Genomic DNA, 13,978 nt, shown 5'->3' with positions numbered 1-13,978 from the left:
AGCCGACAACGCCGATCGTCGTCCGCGAATTGCCAATTGCGCCGGCAATGCGCAGAATGGCGGCTCATCCGGGGCTTCCGACCATCATTCGTCCCGGCTCCGCCGCACGGCCGCGCGCCGCCTTCCCCGACGACGATGCAACCCAACACCCCACCCGGCGCGATCCGCGCGCTCGGCAACGACTGGTCCGTTTCCGCGATCACCGCAGGCTTCCTCGCGGTCCTGATTTCCTACGCGGGCCCGCTCGCGATCTTCTTCCAGGCTTCGCAGGCCGCGCATGCGTCCAACGACATGATGTCGTCGTGGGTCTGGGCGATCTCGATCGGCGCGGGCGTGTCAGGGCTGTTCGCGAGCTGGAAGCTGAAGGTGCCCGTCGTCACCGCGTGGTCGGCGCCGGGCACTGCGCTGCTCGTCGGCCTGTTTCCGCAACTGACGCTCAACCAGGCCGTCGGCGCTTACATCACGGCCGCGCTGATCATCCTGGCGATCGGCGTGTCCGGCTATTTCGACCGGCTCGTGCGCCACATCCCGCGGGGCATCGCCTGCGGCATGATGGCCGGCATCCTGTTGCCGTTCGGCATGCATGCGTTCTCCGCCGCGACCGCGCAGCCGGTGCTCGGTTTCGGGATGATCGCGGCGTACGTGATCTTCAAGCAGCTGCTGCCGCGCTACAGCATCGTGCTCGTGCTGCTGACGGGCGCCGCGCTCGCGACACTGCTCGGGATGACGGATCTCGGCAACGTGTCGCCGAGCCTCGCACGGCCGATCTTCATCGCACCCGAATGGACGCTCGGCACGACGCTCAGCCTCGCGCTGCCGCTCGTCGTCGTCAGCCTCACCGGACAGTTCCTGCCGGGGATGACGATTTTGCGCGTGTCCGGCTATCACACGCCGGCGCGCCCGATCATCACGGCGACCAGCGTGATGTCGCTGGTGGTCGCGTGCTTCGGCGGAATCACGATCGTCGTCGCGGCGATTACCGCGGCGCTCTGCACCGGCAAGGACGCGCACGAGGATCCCGCGCGGCGGTACGTCGCCGGGCTCGCGAACGGCGCGTTCTACCTGATCGGCGGGCTCTTCGCGGGCACGATCGTCACGCTGTTCTTCGCGCTGCCGAAGGCGTTCGTCGCGATTCTCGCGGGGCTCGCACTGATCGGTGCAATCGGCGCGAACGTGCATGGAATCTTCGAGGATGAGAACCACCGCGAAGCGTCGGTGATCACGTTCCTCGCGACCGCGTCGGGGATGACGTGGCTCGGGCTCGGGTCGGCGTTCTGGGGGATCGTGATCGGGTCGGTGGCGTATGGGGTGTTGAACAAGATGCGCAGGCCCGCGTGATGCGCGCCGCGCCCCCTTCACTCAACGCGCATGCTTGCGCACCAGTTGCGCAAGCGCTTCCTCCAGCGTCGTCGTCCCGTACACCCGCTCCGACACGTCGGCCTCGACATCGATCCGCCCGGCGTTGTGCACGTCGTACAGATCGACGATCAGCTGTGCATGACGCTCGCTGAGCCCTGCGCGCAGCAGTGTCGCGTTCCACGTGTCGCGCGGCAGCTCGCGCGCGACGATCGCGCGGCCCGCCGCCGCGCCCAACGTATTCGCAATCGCGGTCACGCTCACGCGACGCGGCCCTTCGACGCTGACGATGCGCGGCGCGCTCCCGCCTTCCGGTGCATCGAGCAGCAGCCGTGCCGCGACGACGCCCACATCGGGCGCCCAGACCGTCGGAAATACCTTGTCGACCGGATGGTGAAAGCTCGGCAGCACGCCGGTGCCGAGCGCGACCGGCAGCACGCGCGCCCAGTTCTGCAGATGCTCGGCCGAGCGCAGCACCGTCAATTGCGTCGGGATCGTCTTCAGCCGTTTCTCGAAGTCATGAAACAGACGCGTGATACCCGTATTGCCATCAAGCTCCGCGCCGTAGTCCGACAACGCGAGCAGCGCCGGCGGCGGGTTCGCGGCGAGCGCGGCGGTCGCTGCATCGATCGTCCGTGTCATCGTCGCGGCCGGATCGAGATCGGCGGCCGGCACCGGGCACAGCATCTGCACGGCCTGCGCGCCGTCGATCGCCGCGGCGATCGCATTCGCGTCCGTCAGGTCCGCGATCGCGACTTCGCAGCCAAGCTGCACGAAACGTTCGCTATGGCGTGCGTCGCGCAGCACCGCGCGCACGGAATGGCCTGCGTTGCGCAAGGTCGTCACGGTCGACAGGCCGACGTTGCCGGATGCTCCGAAGATCACGAACACGATTCGCTCCTGGGGGATGAAAGTGCTGTGATTGTCGGCAGGCGCGACCGGAAAGGCGCGCACGGAGGGATGAATCGAGCAGGAAAGGATGACGGGATGCGAGCGCGGGTACGGCCCGCGCGTCCGTCCGCGCGCGCTAGCGACGTGGAGGCTTCGTGCCATCCTCGCCGTCATAGGCAAGCCGCAACCCGCCCCGCGCACCCGACCGCGCGATCTCCGTCGGCGTTGCGCCAAGCACGCGGTTCATCCAGTTCGCCATGTGGCTCTGATGCGCAAACCCGGCTTCCAGCGCGATCTGGCTGATGCTGAGCCGGCCTTCGAGCAGCAGCGCCTTCGCGCGCTCCACCCGGCGCCGCACGACGTACTGGTGCACGGGCATCCCGAGCGTTTCGCGGAACAGCACCTTGAAATGCGGCACGCTGATCGACACGAGCGCCGCGAGTTCGGCCAGCGTCATGCGCCGGTCGAGATTCGCCTCGACATAGTCGATCACGCGCGCCGCGGCCTTCGGCGCCAGCGTGCGCCGGCGTTCGCGAAACGCCGGCTGGCCGTCGACCAGTCGCGCGACGAGCGCCGTGCACAGGCTTTCCGCGTAGAGCGGATCGGATGCGTCTTCCGCTTCGAGTTCGGCGGCCATCGCCCACGCGATGTGCTGCAGCCGCGGGTCGCGCACCTGCAGCCGCCGGCGGATCTGCGCGCGCGACGGCTTCAGTTCGAGCTGTTCGACGGTGCGCCGCACGAACGTGTCGCTGAGCGCGATGTGCAGGATCCGGCAGTCGGCGCTGTCGGTCCACTGGCCGGGCAGGCCGGCCGGAATCACGTCGACGTCGCCGTGCGCCTGGATGCGCGACACGCGCTCGCCGTCGCACACGCAATCCGCGCGCACCGGCGCGCCGATATGCACGCCGATCCGGTGATGCTCGGCCGCCGGAATCCGGTACGTGCCCGCGCGAATTTCCAGCAGCGACGCGCCGAAGCCGCGCCAGCCGAGCCCGCGGCTGGAGCGCAGGCTGACGGGGACGCCGTTGTCCGTCGGCGCGGCAAGAATCGGATCGCTCATTGATGGTCTCCACCAGATCAGGTGCCGAACGCGCATTGTGACGCGTTTCGGGCCGGCGTGCCGGCCCTGCGCGGCCGCCGCCGAATCGAGTAGAAAAAGATCATCCGTTTCTGCTCGGGACGATCCTTGCGTGCGCGCCGGCGGGCGCCGCGAAGCCTACGATCGCCTCATCCGACACCTACGGAGCCCCGTCATGCCCCATTACTGCCCGCTACGCGCGACGTTCATCGCGCCCTCGCCTTCCGCCGCTCGCGCTCCATCCGGCCCCGACTCCCGCAACCGCCGCACCGCCATCGCCATGTGGTGCCTGCGCGTCGTCGGCTGGTACCGGCTCGAACGGCTGCTCGCGTCGATTCCCGACAGTAACGACGACTTCGGGCTCGTCTGACCGGCCGGTCGATACACTCCATCTATTTGCGTCGCCGCTCGTGCGACGCCACCGTCGCGCCGTCGATCACCGGCGCGCCCTGCTTGATCAGGAAGTCGCGGAACAACCCCGTCACCTGCGAGATCCGCCGGTCGGCGAGCGTGACGACATACCATTCGCGCTCGATCGGGTTGCCGGGAAACGGCAATTGCCCGAGCAGCCCGGTGCGCAGTTCGAGCGCACACGCGTGCAACGACAGGAAGGCGACGCCGAGGCCCGCTTCGGCCATCTGCTTGATTGCCTCGTTGCTGGACAGTTCGGATCCGACATGAAAGCGATAGCCCGCGTTCTTGAACAGGCTCTCGACGGTCGAGCGCGTACCCGCGCCGCGTTCGCGCACGAGCAGGTGCGCGGATTCGAGATCCTTCAGCGCGACGCGCTTGCGCTGCATCAGCGGATGGCCGGGCGCCGCGACGAACACCATCGGGTGCTTCGCGAACTCGACCGCGTGCGTGCGCAGCTCCTTCGGCGCGCTGCCCATCACCGCGAGATCGATTTCATGCGTCGCCAGCATACGGATGATGTCGTCGCGGTTGCCGACCTTGAAATACGTCTTCACGTGCGGACGCGTCGCGGTGAATTTGACGAGCAGCGGCGGGATCAGGTATTCGGCCGTCGTGATCGCGCCGATCCGCAGCGTGCCGCCGAGATCGCCGGTCAGCGCGGCCACTTCGTCGCCGGCCTCGCTCCACAGGTGCAGGATCTCGCGCGCGTAGCGCGCCACGATCTCGCCGGCGGCGGTCAGCTGCACGCCGCGTCCCACCCGCTGCAACAACGCGGCGCCCACGGCCTCTTCGAGCAGGCGAACCTGCAGCGACACGGCCGGCTGCGTCAGGTTCAGCTCCTCGGCCGCGCGCGACACGCTACCGAGCCGCGCGATCATGTCCAGCGCCTTCAACTGCCGGAACGTCGCGGTCTTTCCTATAAGTGAATACATATGAGTCGCTTATAAACATTAAATTGTTCGACTGGGTACGAAACTATATCGTCGGTTCTTGAGCAATGTCATCCGAATCGTCATTCAGCGGGAGCCCAACATGGACAACACCACGCCCACCCTTGCAATGGACCGCGCACCGCGCCTGCCGCACATCGTGATCGTCGGCGGCGGCGCCGGCGGCCTGCAGCTCGCGACGCGTCTCGGCGATACGATCGGACGCCGCGGGCAGGCCGAGATCGTGCTCGTCGACCGCTATCCGACGCACTTCTGGAAGCCGCTGCTGCACGAAGCCGCATCGGGCCATCGCGATCCGGCGTCCCACACGATCGAATACGCAGCGCAGGCGAAGCGCCACGGCTTCCGCTTCGTGCAGGGCGCGCTGCAGTGGGTCGACCGCGCGGCGCGCACGGCGACGATCGCGGCCGTGCACGATGCGGACGGCACGGAAATCCTGCCGCAGCGCTCGCTGGACTATGACGATCTCGTGCTGGCGGTCGGCAGCGTGACGAACTTCTTCAATGTGCCGGGCGCCGAGCGCCATGCGCTGCCCCTCGAAAACCTCGACCAGGCCGAGGATTTCCGCCGCAAGTTCCTTGCCGCCTGCACGAAGGCGAATCACGTCGCCGAGCAGCAGCCCGCGCGGCGCGTGGCGCCGATCTGCATCAACGTGATCGGCGCGGGCGCGACGGGCGTCGAACTGGCCGCAGCGCTGCGGCACGCGATCCAGCAATTGACGACGTACCGCTTCAAGGCGCTGGTGTCCGCGCGCGACGTGCACATCCGGCTGATCGAAGGCGGCCCGCGCATCCTGCCGGCGCTCGACGAACGGCTGTCCGGCAAGATGCACGCGCAACTGCGCGCGCTGAACGTCGACGTGCTGACCGACACGCGCGTGGCGGAAGTCGGCGCGGACGCCGTGACGACGGCGACCGGCGAACGCCTCGCGAGCGACATCACGATCTGGGCGGCCGGCGTCGCGGGCCCCGCGATGCTGCGAAACATCGGCGACATCGCGCTCAACCGGTCGAATCAGGTGATCGTGACCGACACGCTGCAGACGCCCGACGATCCGCACGTGTACGCGTTCGGCGACTGCGCCGCGTGCCCGTCGACCGGTGCAAGCGGGTGCCTGCCGCCGCGTGCGCAAGTCGCGCACCAGCAGGCCGTGTATCTGGTCAACGCGTTCGCGCGCCGCATCGCCGGCAAGCCGGTGGCCGGCTTCACGTTCCACGACGCGGGCACCGTCGTGTCGCTCGGGCAGGCGGGCGCCGTGTACCAGGCGGACATCGGCGTGCGCTCGCGCTCGCTGATCGTCGACGGGCTCGCGGCGATCGGGCTGTACAAGTTCCTGTATCGCAAGCACCTGTTCAGCGTGGTCGGCGCGAAGCGCGCGCTGTTCCAGTCGCTGAGCCACTGGCTGCAAAGCCGTAACCAGCCGTCGATCAAGCTGCACTGATCGCACCTGTTCGCGCACGGCATCGCAACGCGGCATATCGGGCCGGCATCGCTCGATATGTCGTTTTTTTATATGCATATGCTCGATGCATTCACCATGCGCGCCACGCTGGTGCATCACGTTGAACGCCGTCGACACGATTCCATTCATGCGGGGCATGCCGCGCGACACACAGCCCGCGCCCGCTCTGGCTTGCCGCCCCATTCATTAGTCGAATCGTATGAGTCGGCTAAAAATATTAATTGGTCGCGTTTTCCGGATCGACGCTAAGGTGTGTGGCATTCCCGTCGGCGAACGGATCATCACGTTTCTGAAAAGGAATCACCGTGGTCATCGAAGCCATCGTCACCCGTCTCGACGCAGCATTCGCGCAGATCGAAGCAACCCCGGATTCGCGCGAATCGCGCCATCAGCGCGATGCAATCATCCAGTGGCTCGACCGCGCATCGGAAGAAGGCTATCGACTCGGTCTCGTCACGACGCTGCCGGCCGCGCGGCTCAACGACATGTTCGAAGGCCAGTTCGGCCGCGCGAACCTCGACCGCTTCTCGGTCGTCGTCACGGACACCAATCAACAGGACTCCCGATCGAATCAGCATCCGTTCGATGTCGCGCTGCAAGCGCTCGGCGTGCCGCGCGAGCGCGCGGTCGGGATCGCGAGCAGCGAACCGGAACGCCGTGAAGCCGAGCATTTCGGGCTGTCGCGCTGCGTGAACATCACCGATACAGTGCGCTCGATCGCATCGGCCGGGCTGCACTGAACGCCCGCACACGGGCCGGCCGTGGCCGGCCATCATCGTCGATTCGGCGGCAATCCGACAATTGTCCGACCGCATTCTGACATTCTGCTGTCAAAGTCGCTTGCAACACTTCGGGGTTCGACCACATTGCCCCGGAGACGGCGCGACGCGCATGCGCATCGTGCCGTCCGTTGCCCGCCACGATGACACGCCCGACCCGCACCACCACCGCCCTCGCGATTGCCTGCCTGTTGCTCGCCGCTTGCGGCGGGGATGACTCGACGCCGCCCGCCACGTCGGCCGACAACAACGGCACGGCGCCCGCACCGCAGCCGCAACCTCAGCCCACGCCGACTCCGGCACCCGCGACCTACTACCAGACGAAGACGCCGTACCGCCCGCAGCAGGACGCCGCGACGTACGAAGCGCCGCCGGCCGGCTACGCGCCCGTCTATACCGAACTCGTCGCCCGTCATGGCTCGCGCGGGCTGTCGGGCTTCAAATACGACGGCGCGATCTACGCGATGCTGGTCAAGGCCGAGGCCGACGGCGCGCTGACGCCGCTCGGCGTGCAGCTCAAGGCCGACACGTACGCGATGATGAAGGCCAATGCGCTGCTCGGCTACGGCGTACAGGGCATCTCGACACCCGGGTACGGCAACCTCACGCAAACCGGCATCCGCGAACATCAGCAACTTGCCGCGCGTCTCGCGCAGCGGCTACCCGCGCTGTTCGCGGCGGGCAACCGGCAGGTGGTCGTCGTCAACTCGGGTCAGGATCGCGCGGTCGACAGTTCGACGTATTTCTCGGCGGCACTGGTTGCCGCGCAGCCGGCGCTGGCGCCGGCCATCACGCTGCCGGCCGCGCCGGCCGGCTATCCGGCGAGCGCACCGGTCGCGCAGCCGGCCGGCACCAACCGCTTCCTGCTGTATTTCCATTCGCTGAAGCCGGCCACCGATCTCGTGACCGACACGAGCGATCCGTACTACGCGACCTATCAGGCGAGCCAGGCGTACCAGACCTATGCAAACGACGCGACGGTGGCCGCGAAGCTGAAGGCGATCAAGGCCGCGCCGCAGGCCGCCGACGTCGCGCAAACGGTGCTGTCCGCGCTCGTGTCGCCGGCCTTCATCGCGAAGCTCGGCGCCGACGGCTACACATTCGCGAACACCGGCACCTATGCGTTCACGTCGACGGATGGCAAGTTCACCAACACGCTGAAAGGCGACGGCAAGACGAAGATCGCGACCGCCGTCGATGCGGTGAACGTGCTGTACAACCTGCTGCAGGTGGCGCCGGCCATGACCGCGGAAACCGGCGGCGTCACGATGGAAAAGTACATCGGCGCGGAGCAGGCGCAGTATCTCGCGTATCTGCAGGATGCCGAGGACTACTATCAGAAGGGGCCCGGCATCCAGGAAGCGAACCCGGTGACGTACCGGATGGCGAAGGTGCTGCAGGACGATTTCTTCGGCGAAGTCGACGCGATCGCGCGCGGCGACCTGACGCACGCCGCGAAGCTGCGCTTCACGCATGCGGAGATCGTGATTCCGTTCGCGTCGATCATGAACCTGAAGAACGTGTTCGTGCCGACGCCTCAGGCGCAGACGTACACGTATGCGAACAATCCGTGGCGCGGCGACCAGGTGTCGCCGATGGCCGCGAACATGCAGTGGGATGTCTATCGCAACGGATCGCGCCTCATCGTGAAGATGCTGTACAACGAGCGCGAGACGGATTTCCAGGCCGCGTGCGACGGCGCGAAGATCGCGCCGGACAGCCACTTCTACGACTACGCGGGGTTGAAGCAGTGTTACGGGTATCAGTGATGGGATGCGCGGGGCCTTCTGGCCGCAAGCGCGCGTCGAAACCCGGACGGCGCAGGCCGTCCGGCCACGGCCCGCTAGACTTTGTGCACGCCGTTCTGAAGCAGCACTCGATACAGGAATGCCACTTGTCCGTCGTTCAGCACGCGCTTCGGTACCACGCGAAACATCACCGATGACTGATACAGCAGGATCATTTGACGATCCTCGCCCCAGTGAATGAGATCCGCGTAGTGAATTTCGTCGCGCGAAGTCGGCGTTTCGACAATGAACCGGTCGCCTTGGAAAATGACCGTGTGAACCTGATGAAGCGTCCTTTGCTGGTCGTAAATCTTGCGACCTGCGCGCGGCAGTATCAGATGATTCAGGATGGGCACGCCGATCGCGACGACAGCCGCGATTCCCGCGGCCATCCAGACATAGCGCCATTCCGGAAAATGTCCGCTTGCTATCCGGACGCCGCCGACCAGCAGGACGATGTACACGATCGCACCGATCGCAAATGACTTGAGCAGGTATTTCCAGTTGTACCTGCGCCAAAGATGCAGGCGGTAGGCGTGGACGAGATCGTCCGCGGTTATTTGAAAAACGACTTCGGTATCGCTCATGGGCGGGCTCGGAACGCTCTCTGGTTCTTGTAATTGCTCTGGACGCTTCGCCGCGAGCACCGCGCTCGGGCGGGTTGGCAGTGCGCGCGCACAGAGACGTGCAAACGAAGCGGCGCGATATCGCCGGCCGATCGATGCACGGCGACAATATACATGCGTGGAACGACACCCGTGCGGCGAGTCGCCGCGGCAGTGGGGCGGCCTGCGGCGAGCGGCAGACGCGGACGGCCGGCATTGTACGCGGCCAGCAGTCTGTTCGGGGAAGTGACTCGCATGTTGCGCCCACGAACTCACGACGGCTCGCATGGTCGAACGTGCATCGCCGGAGAACCCTCATGAAACGCGTCGCCCTTGCCGCTGCCCTGACCCTGTTTGCCACCATCGGCGTGTCCGCGCCGGCCTTCGCCGGTGCGTCCTCCGGCATCGCGCCGGTTCCGGTTCAGGCCTACGCGAAAAATTGCGTGCCGTCGCGGGATGCCGCGCAAGGCGCCCATTCGCCGTCCAGCGCGCCGCCGATCCGCGTCTGCGTCGGCGATTCCGATACGCAGTTGAACCTGCCGTGGTTCGTGACCGATGTCCTCACCGCCGTGGACACGCACCAGTCGCCCAGCGGCCTGCTCCACAAGATGCGCAACGACTTCTGACGCGCCGCCGGCACCGCATCGTTCATGGCTCGTCGGGGCGCGTCAGCACCTGGATGAACGTGCCGACGATGCCGGCCCACATCGCGGGGTCGGCGATGCGCGCCAGCAACCCCCGCAATTCCCGTCGCTCTCTTTCCGACAGCACGCCGTGCGCGCCGCAGATGCTGTCGTAACGCGGCGTACCACGCGACGCGAGCGCGCGATCGAGCGAATAGTCGCGGGCCTCCCCGTCCACCGAAATCCGGATCCACAGCGAACCGCCGTCCGCCGCGGCGGCGCCATCGGTCACGATGACCGTCGGTGTGGCATTTTCTTTCATCGCAACGCTCCGGTTTGACGCGCTGGCGGCAAATTGCCGACCACGGCGCCCTATTGAAATGTTTCTTTTCGAGACGCAATCCCGAAACATCATCAATTTTTAGACAACGATATTACGTAATGGCGCGCCGCATCTTATACTTGCCACGCACCATCCTCGTGCCAAGAGACGGTGTCTTTTGTCCCGGCTGCACGCACCGTGCGGCCGGGGCTTTTTTCGGTACGTTACATCGAGATACATGCCGAATGTGCGCATGTTCTTAAGGAATGCTGCCAGATGAATGGCTGATCGCGACTGGCCGAGCGGATGCCGTCGCGACGCCCGACTCGATCGGCGTCCCGAAACCGGCGCGCAAGCCGCATGGTCCGAATCAGGCATGCGGCTTGCGCGCCGTCGGCGCACCGACCGGTTCGACTTGCCACGCCATGCGTACAACACCAAAGGCAACCGCGGGATTACGGGCGCTCCCGCCCGGCTCGACGCATCTTTTCCACCGCGGCGGCGCGTGGCCGCGCGTCGTCCTTTTCGCCGCCGTGATCATTTGCGTGCTCGTGCCCGCGTTCGCGATCGTGCTGGCCGACCGCTACGCCCGCGATACCGTCACCGCGCATGAGCGCGCCGTGGCCCACGACATCGTGGCTTCCGTGGACCGCATCCTGGACGGCGTGCGCCTCCGCCACGCGGACGAGCTGACCGCGCTGGTCGGACAGCCGTGCGCGACGGTGTTCCGGACGCTGGCCGAAGTGGGCACTCGCCTGCGCTATCTGCGTGCGGTCGCGCTGGTGAACGACGGCCGCGTCATATGTTCGTCGGCGCTCGGCTCGATCGACGTGCCGCTCGTCAAGTATGCGCGCGAGCCCGAACCGGGATCGATGACCGTCACGCTGCTGCGCCAGACGGCGTTCCAGCGCGGCATTCCGGTGCTGTACGCATTCCGCGCCACTGCGCGCGGCGCGGGCGTCCTGTACCTGATCGAAGGCGACTACGTGGCCGACGCGCTCGCCCTCGGCACCGCCAACGGGGCGGAAACGGCCACGCTGTCGATCGCGGGGTCGGGCCGCCTCGATCAGCACGGGACGTTCGCGCCGGACACGGACGCCGGCCCCACGGGCGGCAGCACGATTGCGTCGCAGCGCTGGCCGTTCAAGGTGTCGGTCGTCGCATCGGCGCGCTACGCGTCACAGGTCCAGCGCCACGACCGGCTGATTTGCGCGACGATCGTCCTGCTGGCCGACAGCCTCGTGATGGCCGCCTACCTGCTCGCGATGGCGCCGCGGCGGCTGTTGCTGAAGGCCGTGCGCCACGCGCTCAGGCGCAACGAATTCCATGTCGTATACCAGCCGATCGTCGACGTGCAGACGCGCAGGACGGTCGGCGTCGAGGCGCTGCTGCGCTGGCACCATCCGAAGTGGGGGGCCATCAGCCCGGCCGTGTTCATCCCGCAGGTGGAATCGAGCACGCTGCTGCCGAAGGTCACCGAATTCGTGTTGCGCACGGCGGTGTCCGAGCTGACCGCGCTGACGCCGTCCGCGCCGCTGCGCATCGCCGTGAACGTGGCGCCGCGGGATCTCGAGCGCGCGCGGTTCGTGGCCGTCGTCGAGGAAACGATCCGCGCGCTGCCGCCCGGCTTCACGCTGGTGCTCGAAGTCACCGAGCGCATCCTGCTCGAGAAGAACGCGCGCACCACCGAGATCTTCCAGGCGCTGCGATCCAAAGGCGCGAAGTTCGCGATCGACGATTTCGGCACGCATCACAGCAATCTCGACATGCTGTCGCGCTTCCCTTTCGACTACGTGAAGATCGATCGACAGTTCGTCTCGCAACTGGACAGCGGCAGCGAGAAGCTGATCGAAGGGATCGCGACCGTCGCGCACCACTACGGCATGAAGATCATCGCGGAAGGCGTGGAGACGGAAACCCAGCATCGCGCGCTGCATGCGGTCGGGATCCAGTACGCGCAGGGATACCTGTACCAGCGGCCGCTGCGCGCGAAGAACCTGAAGCGCGACGTCGCATGGGCGACGGTGTAGCGGCGACGCCGAAGGCGACTACTGCGCGCCGTATTGACCGCCGACGCGCACGCGATCCTGCTCGACCCATCCTTCGACGTCGTCGCCGGTCTTGCCGTTCACGTACATGATGTTGTACCAGCGCCCGTGCGACTTGTAGACGGTCACCGAATCGCCAGGAACGATGAAGGTACGCTTCGTGATGCACTGCGCGTCGGGCGCAGAGTAGAAATACGCGCGCCCCGTGCCGACGACCGTGCCGGACGCCGGTGGCCGAAAGTTGTCGTCCGGGCCGCTCGTGGCCGCGTCGAGCTTCCCGCAATCGACCGCGCTCTTTGCGTGCGCGCCGTTCGCGCCCACGCTCGCACCGAGCACCAGCATCGCGATGCCGATGCGCATCGTCGTTTTCATCTTCATCATTCGCCCGCTACGCCCTATCGTTTTCTCGGTTTGCCGGTTCGCGGCCGGCACTCGCTCAATCCTGCGCGACGGTCGTCGCTTCCGGATGATACGACGACCATCGAAACGCATAAAAACGGACCACCGTTCCGAATCATGTCCTATAGTCAGTCAGCAGACATCATTCGACAACGGGACGCATCGACGTCCACGGAGGAGACGTGAAGCTGAAACAGGCCATCGACCGCATTCCGGGCGGGCTCATGCTGGTCCCGATGCTGCTGGGCGCGTGCGTGCACACGTTCGCCCCGAACGCCGGGAAGTACTTCGGCTCGTTCACCAACGGCCTGATCGCGGGCACGGTGCCGATCCTCGCCGTCTGGTTCTTCTGCATGGGCGCGACGATCGACCTGCGCGCGACGGGCGTCGTGCTGCGCAAATCGGGCACGCTGCTCGCGACGAAGATCGTGGTCGCATGGCTCGCGACGCTGATCGCCGCGCGGTTCATCCCCGACGACGGTATCCGCACGGGCCTGTTCGCGGGCCTGTCGCTGCTCGCGATCACGACGTCGATGGACATGACCAACGGCGGCCTCTATGCGGCCGTGATGCAGCAATACGGCACCAAGGAAGAAGCCGGTGCGTTCGTGTTGATGTCGATCGAATCGGGGCCGCTCGTCAGCATGCTGATTCTCGGCGCGGCCGGCGTCGCGGTGTTCGAGACGCGGCTTTTCGTCGGCGCGGTGCTGCCATTCCTGATCGGCTTCACGCTCGGCAATCTCGATGTGCAGCTGCGCGACTTGTTCGGGCGCTGCGTCCATCCGCTGATCCCGTTCTTCGGCTTCGCGCTCGGCAACGGCATCGATCTGAACGTGATCGCGAAGAGCGGGCTGCCGGGTATCGCGCTCGGGCTCGCGGTGATCGTCGTGACGGGCGTGCCGTTGATTCTGGCGGACAAGTTCCTGGGCGGCGGCAACGGGACGGCCGGGCTGGCCGCGTCGTCGACGGCCGGCGCCGCGGTCGCGAACCCGGCGATCATCGGCGAGATGATCCCGAAGTTCAAGCCGATGGTGCCGGCGGCGACGGCGATCGTCGCAACCGCGTGCCTCGTGACGGCGATTCTCGTGCCGATTCTGACGGCGATGTGGGCGAAGCGGGCGGCGAGGGCTTCCGGGGTGCCGGTGAGAGTCGCGACGCGGGCGGCGCATGGCGGGGCGATCGAGCATGAGGGGCATGTTTGAGGCGGTGCCGGTTCGAGTCTGGCCTCAGGCACCGCACATCCTGGCGTCTGCCAGCCATGATC

Annotated in this window: 14 protein-coding genes; 8 read left to right on the top strand and 6 right to left on the bottom strand. The window is 66.6% G+C overall.

Annotated features, from left to right (window positions below; genetic code table 11):
• The first annotated feature begins 135 nt into the window (after nucleotides 1-135).
• Nucleotides 136-1,338 (top strand): benzoate/H(+) symporter BenE family transporter, encoded by a 1,203-nt coding sequence (locus GJG85_RS26020; protein WP_089489977.1) that lies wholly within the window; start codon nucleotides 136-138, stop codon nucleotides 1,336-1,338.
• Between the two features lie 21 nt (nucleotides 1,339-1,359).
• Here the strand turns inward: GJG85_RS26020 and GJG85_RS26015 are convergent, their stop codons facing one another.
• Both GJG85_RS26015 and GJG85_RS26010 read right to left on the bottom strand, forming a co-directional pair.
• The gene (locus GJG85_RS26015; protein WP_124631456.1) at nucleotides 1,360-2,247 is read right to left on the bottom strand and encodes an NAD(P)H-binding protein; all 888 of its coding nucleotides are present in this window, start codon (nucleotides 2,245-2,247) and stop codon (nucleotides 1,360-1,362) included.
• 136 nt (nucleotides 2,248-2,383) lie between these two features.
• The gene (locus tag GJG85_RS26010) at nucleotides 2,384-3,307 is read right to left on the bottom strand and encodes an AraC family transcriptional regulator (protein WP_089489976.1); all 924 of its coding nucleotides are present in this window, start codon (nucleotides 3,305-3,307) and stop codon (nucleotides 2,384-2,386) included.
• 193 nt (nucleotides 3,308-3,500) lie between these two features.
• Between GJG85_RS26010 and GJG85_RS26005 the strand changes: the two genes are divergently transcribed.
• On the top strand, nucleotides 3,501-3,695 hold the full coding sequence (locus GJG85_RS26005) for a hypothetical protein (protein WP_050017111.1): 195 nt from the start codon (nucleotides 3,501-3,503) through the stop codon (nucleotides 3,693-3,695).
• A gap of 22 nt (nucleotides 3,696-3,717) precedes the next feature.
• On the opposite strand, the gene GJG85_RS26000 is transcribed toward GJG85_RS26005, so the two are convergent.
• Nucleotides 3,718-4,671: a LysR family transcriptional regulator gene (locus GJG85_RS26000; protein WP_034203040.1), complete on the bottom strand. Its 954-nt coding sequence runs from the start codon at nucleotides 4,669-4,671 to the stop codon at nucleotides 3,718-3,720.
• A gap of 100 nt (nucleotides 4,672-4,771) precedes the next feature.
• Between GJG85_RS26000 and GJG85_RS25995 the strand changes: the two genes are divergently transcribed.
• The 3 genes from GJG85_RS25995 (at nucleotide 4,772) to GJG85_RS25985 (ending at nucleotide 8,699) form a co-directional block, all read left to right on the top strand.
• A complete protein-coding gene (locus GJG85_RS25995) occupies nucleotides 4,772-6,130 on the top strand; it encodes an NAD(P)/FAD-dependent oxidoreductase (RefSeq protein WP_050017112.1) in 1,359 nt (452 codons plus the stop codon).
• A gap of 326 nt (nucleotides 6,131-6,456) precedes the next feature.
• On the top strand, nucleotides 6,457-6,891 hold the full coding sequence (locus GJG85_RS25990; RefSeq protein WP_050017113.1) for a phosphatase: 435 nt from the start codon (nucleotides 6,457-6,459) through the stop codon (nucleotides 6,889-6,891).
• 182 nt (nucleotides 6,892-7,073) lie between these two features.
• Nucleotides 7,074-8,699 (top strand): histidine-type phosphatase, encoded by a 1,626-nt coding sequence (locus GJG85_RS25985; RefSeq protein ID WP_176016733.1) that lies wholly within the window; start codon nucleotides 7,074-7,076, stop codon nucleotides 8,697-8,699.
• Nucleotides 8,700-8,773: 74 nt separating this feature from the next.
• On the opposite strand, the gene GJG85_RS25980 is transcribed toward GJG85_RS25985, so the two are convergent.
• Nucleotides 8,774-9,304 (bottom strand): YcxB family protein, encoded by a 531-nt coding sequence (locus tag GJG85_RS25980; protein ID WP_050017115.1) that lies wholly within the window; start codon nucleotides 9,302-9,304, stop codon nucleotides 8,774-8,776.
• Nucleotides 9,305-9,639: 335 nt separating this feature from the next.
• On the opposite strand from GJG85_RS25980, the gene GJG85_RS25975 reads away from it, so the two are divergent.
• A complete protein-coding gene (locus tag GJG85_RS25975; protein WP_050017116.1) occupies nucleotides 9,640-9,948 on the top strand; it encodes a hypothetical protein in 309 nt (102 codons plus the stop codon).
• Nucleotides 9,949-9,970: 22 nt separating this feature from the next.
• On the opposite strand, the gene GJG85_RS25970 is transcribed toward GJG85_RS25975, so the two are convergent.
• Nucleotides 9,971-10,267: a hypothetical protein gene (locus GJG85_RS25970; protein WP_204383983.1), complete on the bottom strand. Its 297-nt coding sequence runs from the start codon at nucleotides 10,265-10,267 to the stop codon at nucleotides 9,971-9,973.
• 425 nt (nucleotides 10,268-10,692) lie between these two features.
• Between GJG85_RS25970 and GJG85_RS25965 the strand changes: the two genes are divergently transcribed.
• Complete coding sequence (locus tag GJG85_RS25965; protein WP_089490026.1) at nucleotides 10,693-12,297, top strand: EAL domain-containing protein; 1,605 nt, start codon at nucleotides 10,693-10,695, stop codon at nucleotides 12,295-12,297.
• A gap of 18 nt (nucleotides 12,298-12,315) precedes the next feature.
• On the opposite strand, the gene GJG85_RS25960 is transcribed toward GJG85_RS25965, so the two are convergent.
• Entirely contained in the window at nucleotides 12,316-12,675 is a 360-nt protein-coding gene (locus GJG85_RS25960) for a hypothetical protein (RefSeq protein WP_239469000.1), read from the bottom strand.
• Nucleotides 12,676-12,896: 221 nt separating this feature from the next.
• Between GJG85_RS25960 and kdgT the strand changes: the two genes are divergently transcribed.
• On the top strand, nucleotides 12,897-13,916 hold the full coding sequence (gene kdgT, locus GJG85_RS25955; protein ID WP_204383982.1) for a 2-keto-3-deoxygluconate transporter: 1,020 nt from the start codon (nucleotides 12,897-12,899) through the stop codon (nucleotides 13,914-13,916).
• Nucleotides 13,917-13,978 lie beyond the last annotated feature (62 nt).

This window comes from Burkholderia sp. MS389 (genome assembly GCF_016899425.1).
Taxonomy (GTDB): domain Bacteria; phylum Pseudomonadota; class Gammaproteobacteria; order Burkholderiales; family Burkholderiaceae; genus Burkholderia; species Burkholderia sola.
Note: the sequence above shows the minus strand (reverse complement) of the source record. Positions and strands in the feature narration are given on the sequence as shown.

Excerpts from the sequence above, each read along its gene's own strand:
- GJG85_RS26020 (WP_089489977.1), top strand. The coding sequence starts at position 136 with ATGCAACCCAACACCCCACCCGGCGCGATCCGCGCGCTCGGCAACGAC.
- GJG85_RS26010 (WP_089489976.1), bottom strand. The coding sequence starts at position 3,307 with ATGAGCGATCCGATTCTTGCCGCGCCGACGGACAACGGCGTCCCCGTC.
- GJG85_RS26005 (WP_050017111.1), top strand. The coding sequence starts at position 3,501 with ATGCCCCATTACTGCCCGCTACGCGCGACGTTCATCGCGCCCTCGCCT.
- GJG85_RS26000 (WP_034203040.1), bottom strand. The coding sequence starts at position 4,671 with ATGTATTCACTTATAGGAAAGACCGCGACGTTCCGGCAGTTGAAGGCG.
- GJG85_RS25995 (WP_050017112.1), top strand. The coding sequence starts at position 4,772 with ATGGACAACACCACGCCCACCCTTGCAATGGACCGCGCACCGCGCCTG.
- GJG85_RS25985 (WP_176016733.1), top strand. The coding sequence starts at position 7,074 with ATGACACGCCCGACCCGCACCACCACCGCCCTCGCGATTGCCTGCCTG.
- GJG85_RS25980 (WP_050017115.1), bottom strand. The coding sequence starts at position 9,304 with ATGAGCGATACCGAAGTCGTTTTTCAAATAACCGCGGACGATCTCGTC.
- GJG85_RS25975 (WP_050017116.1), top strand. The coding sequence starts at position 9,640 with ATGAAACGCGTCGCCCTTGCCGCTGCCCTGACCCTGTTTGCCACCATC.
- GJG85_RS25970 (WP_204383983.1), bottom strand. The coding sequence starts at position 10,267 with ATGAAAGAAAATGCCACACCGACGGTCATCGTGACCGATGGCGCCGCC.
- GJG85_RS25965 (WP_089490026.1), top strand. The coding sequence starts at position 10,693 with ATGCGTACAACACCAAAGGCAACCGCGGGATTACGGGCGCTCCCGCCC.
- GJG85_RS25960 (WP_239469000.1), bottom strand. The coding sequence starts at position 12,675 with ATGCGCATCGGCATCGCGATGCTGGTGCTCGGTGCGAGCGTGGGCGCG.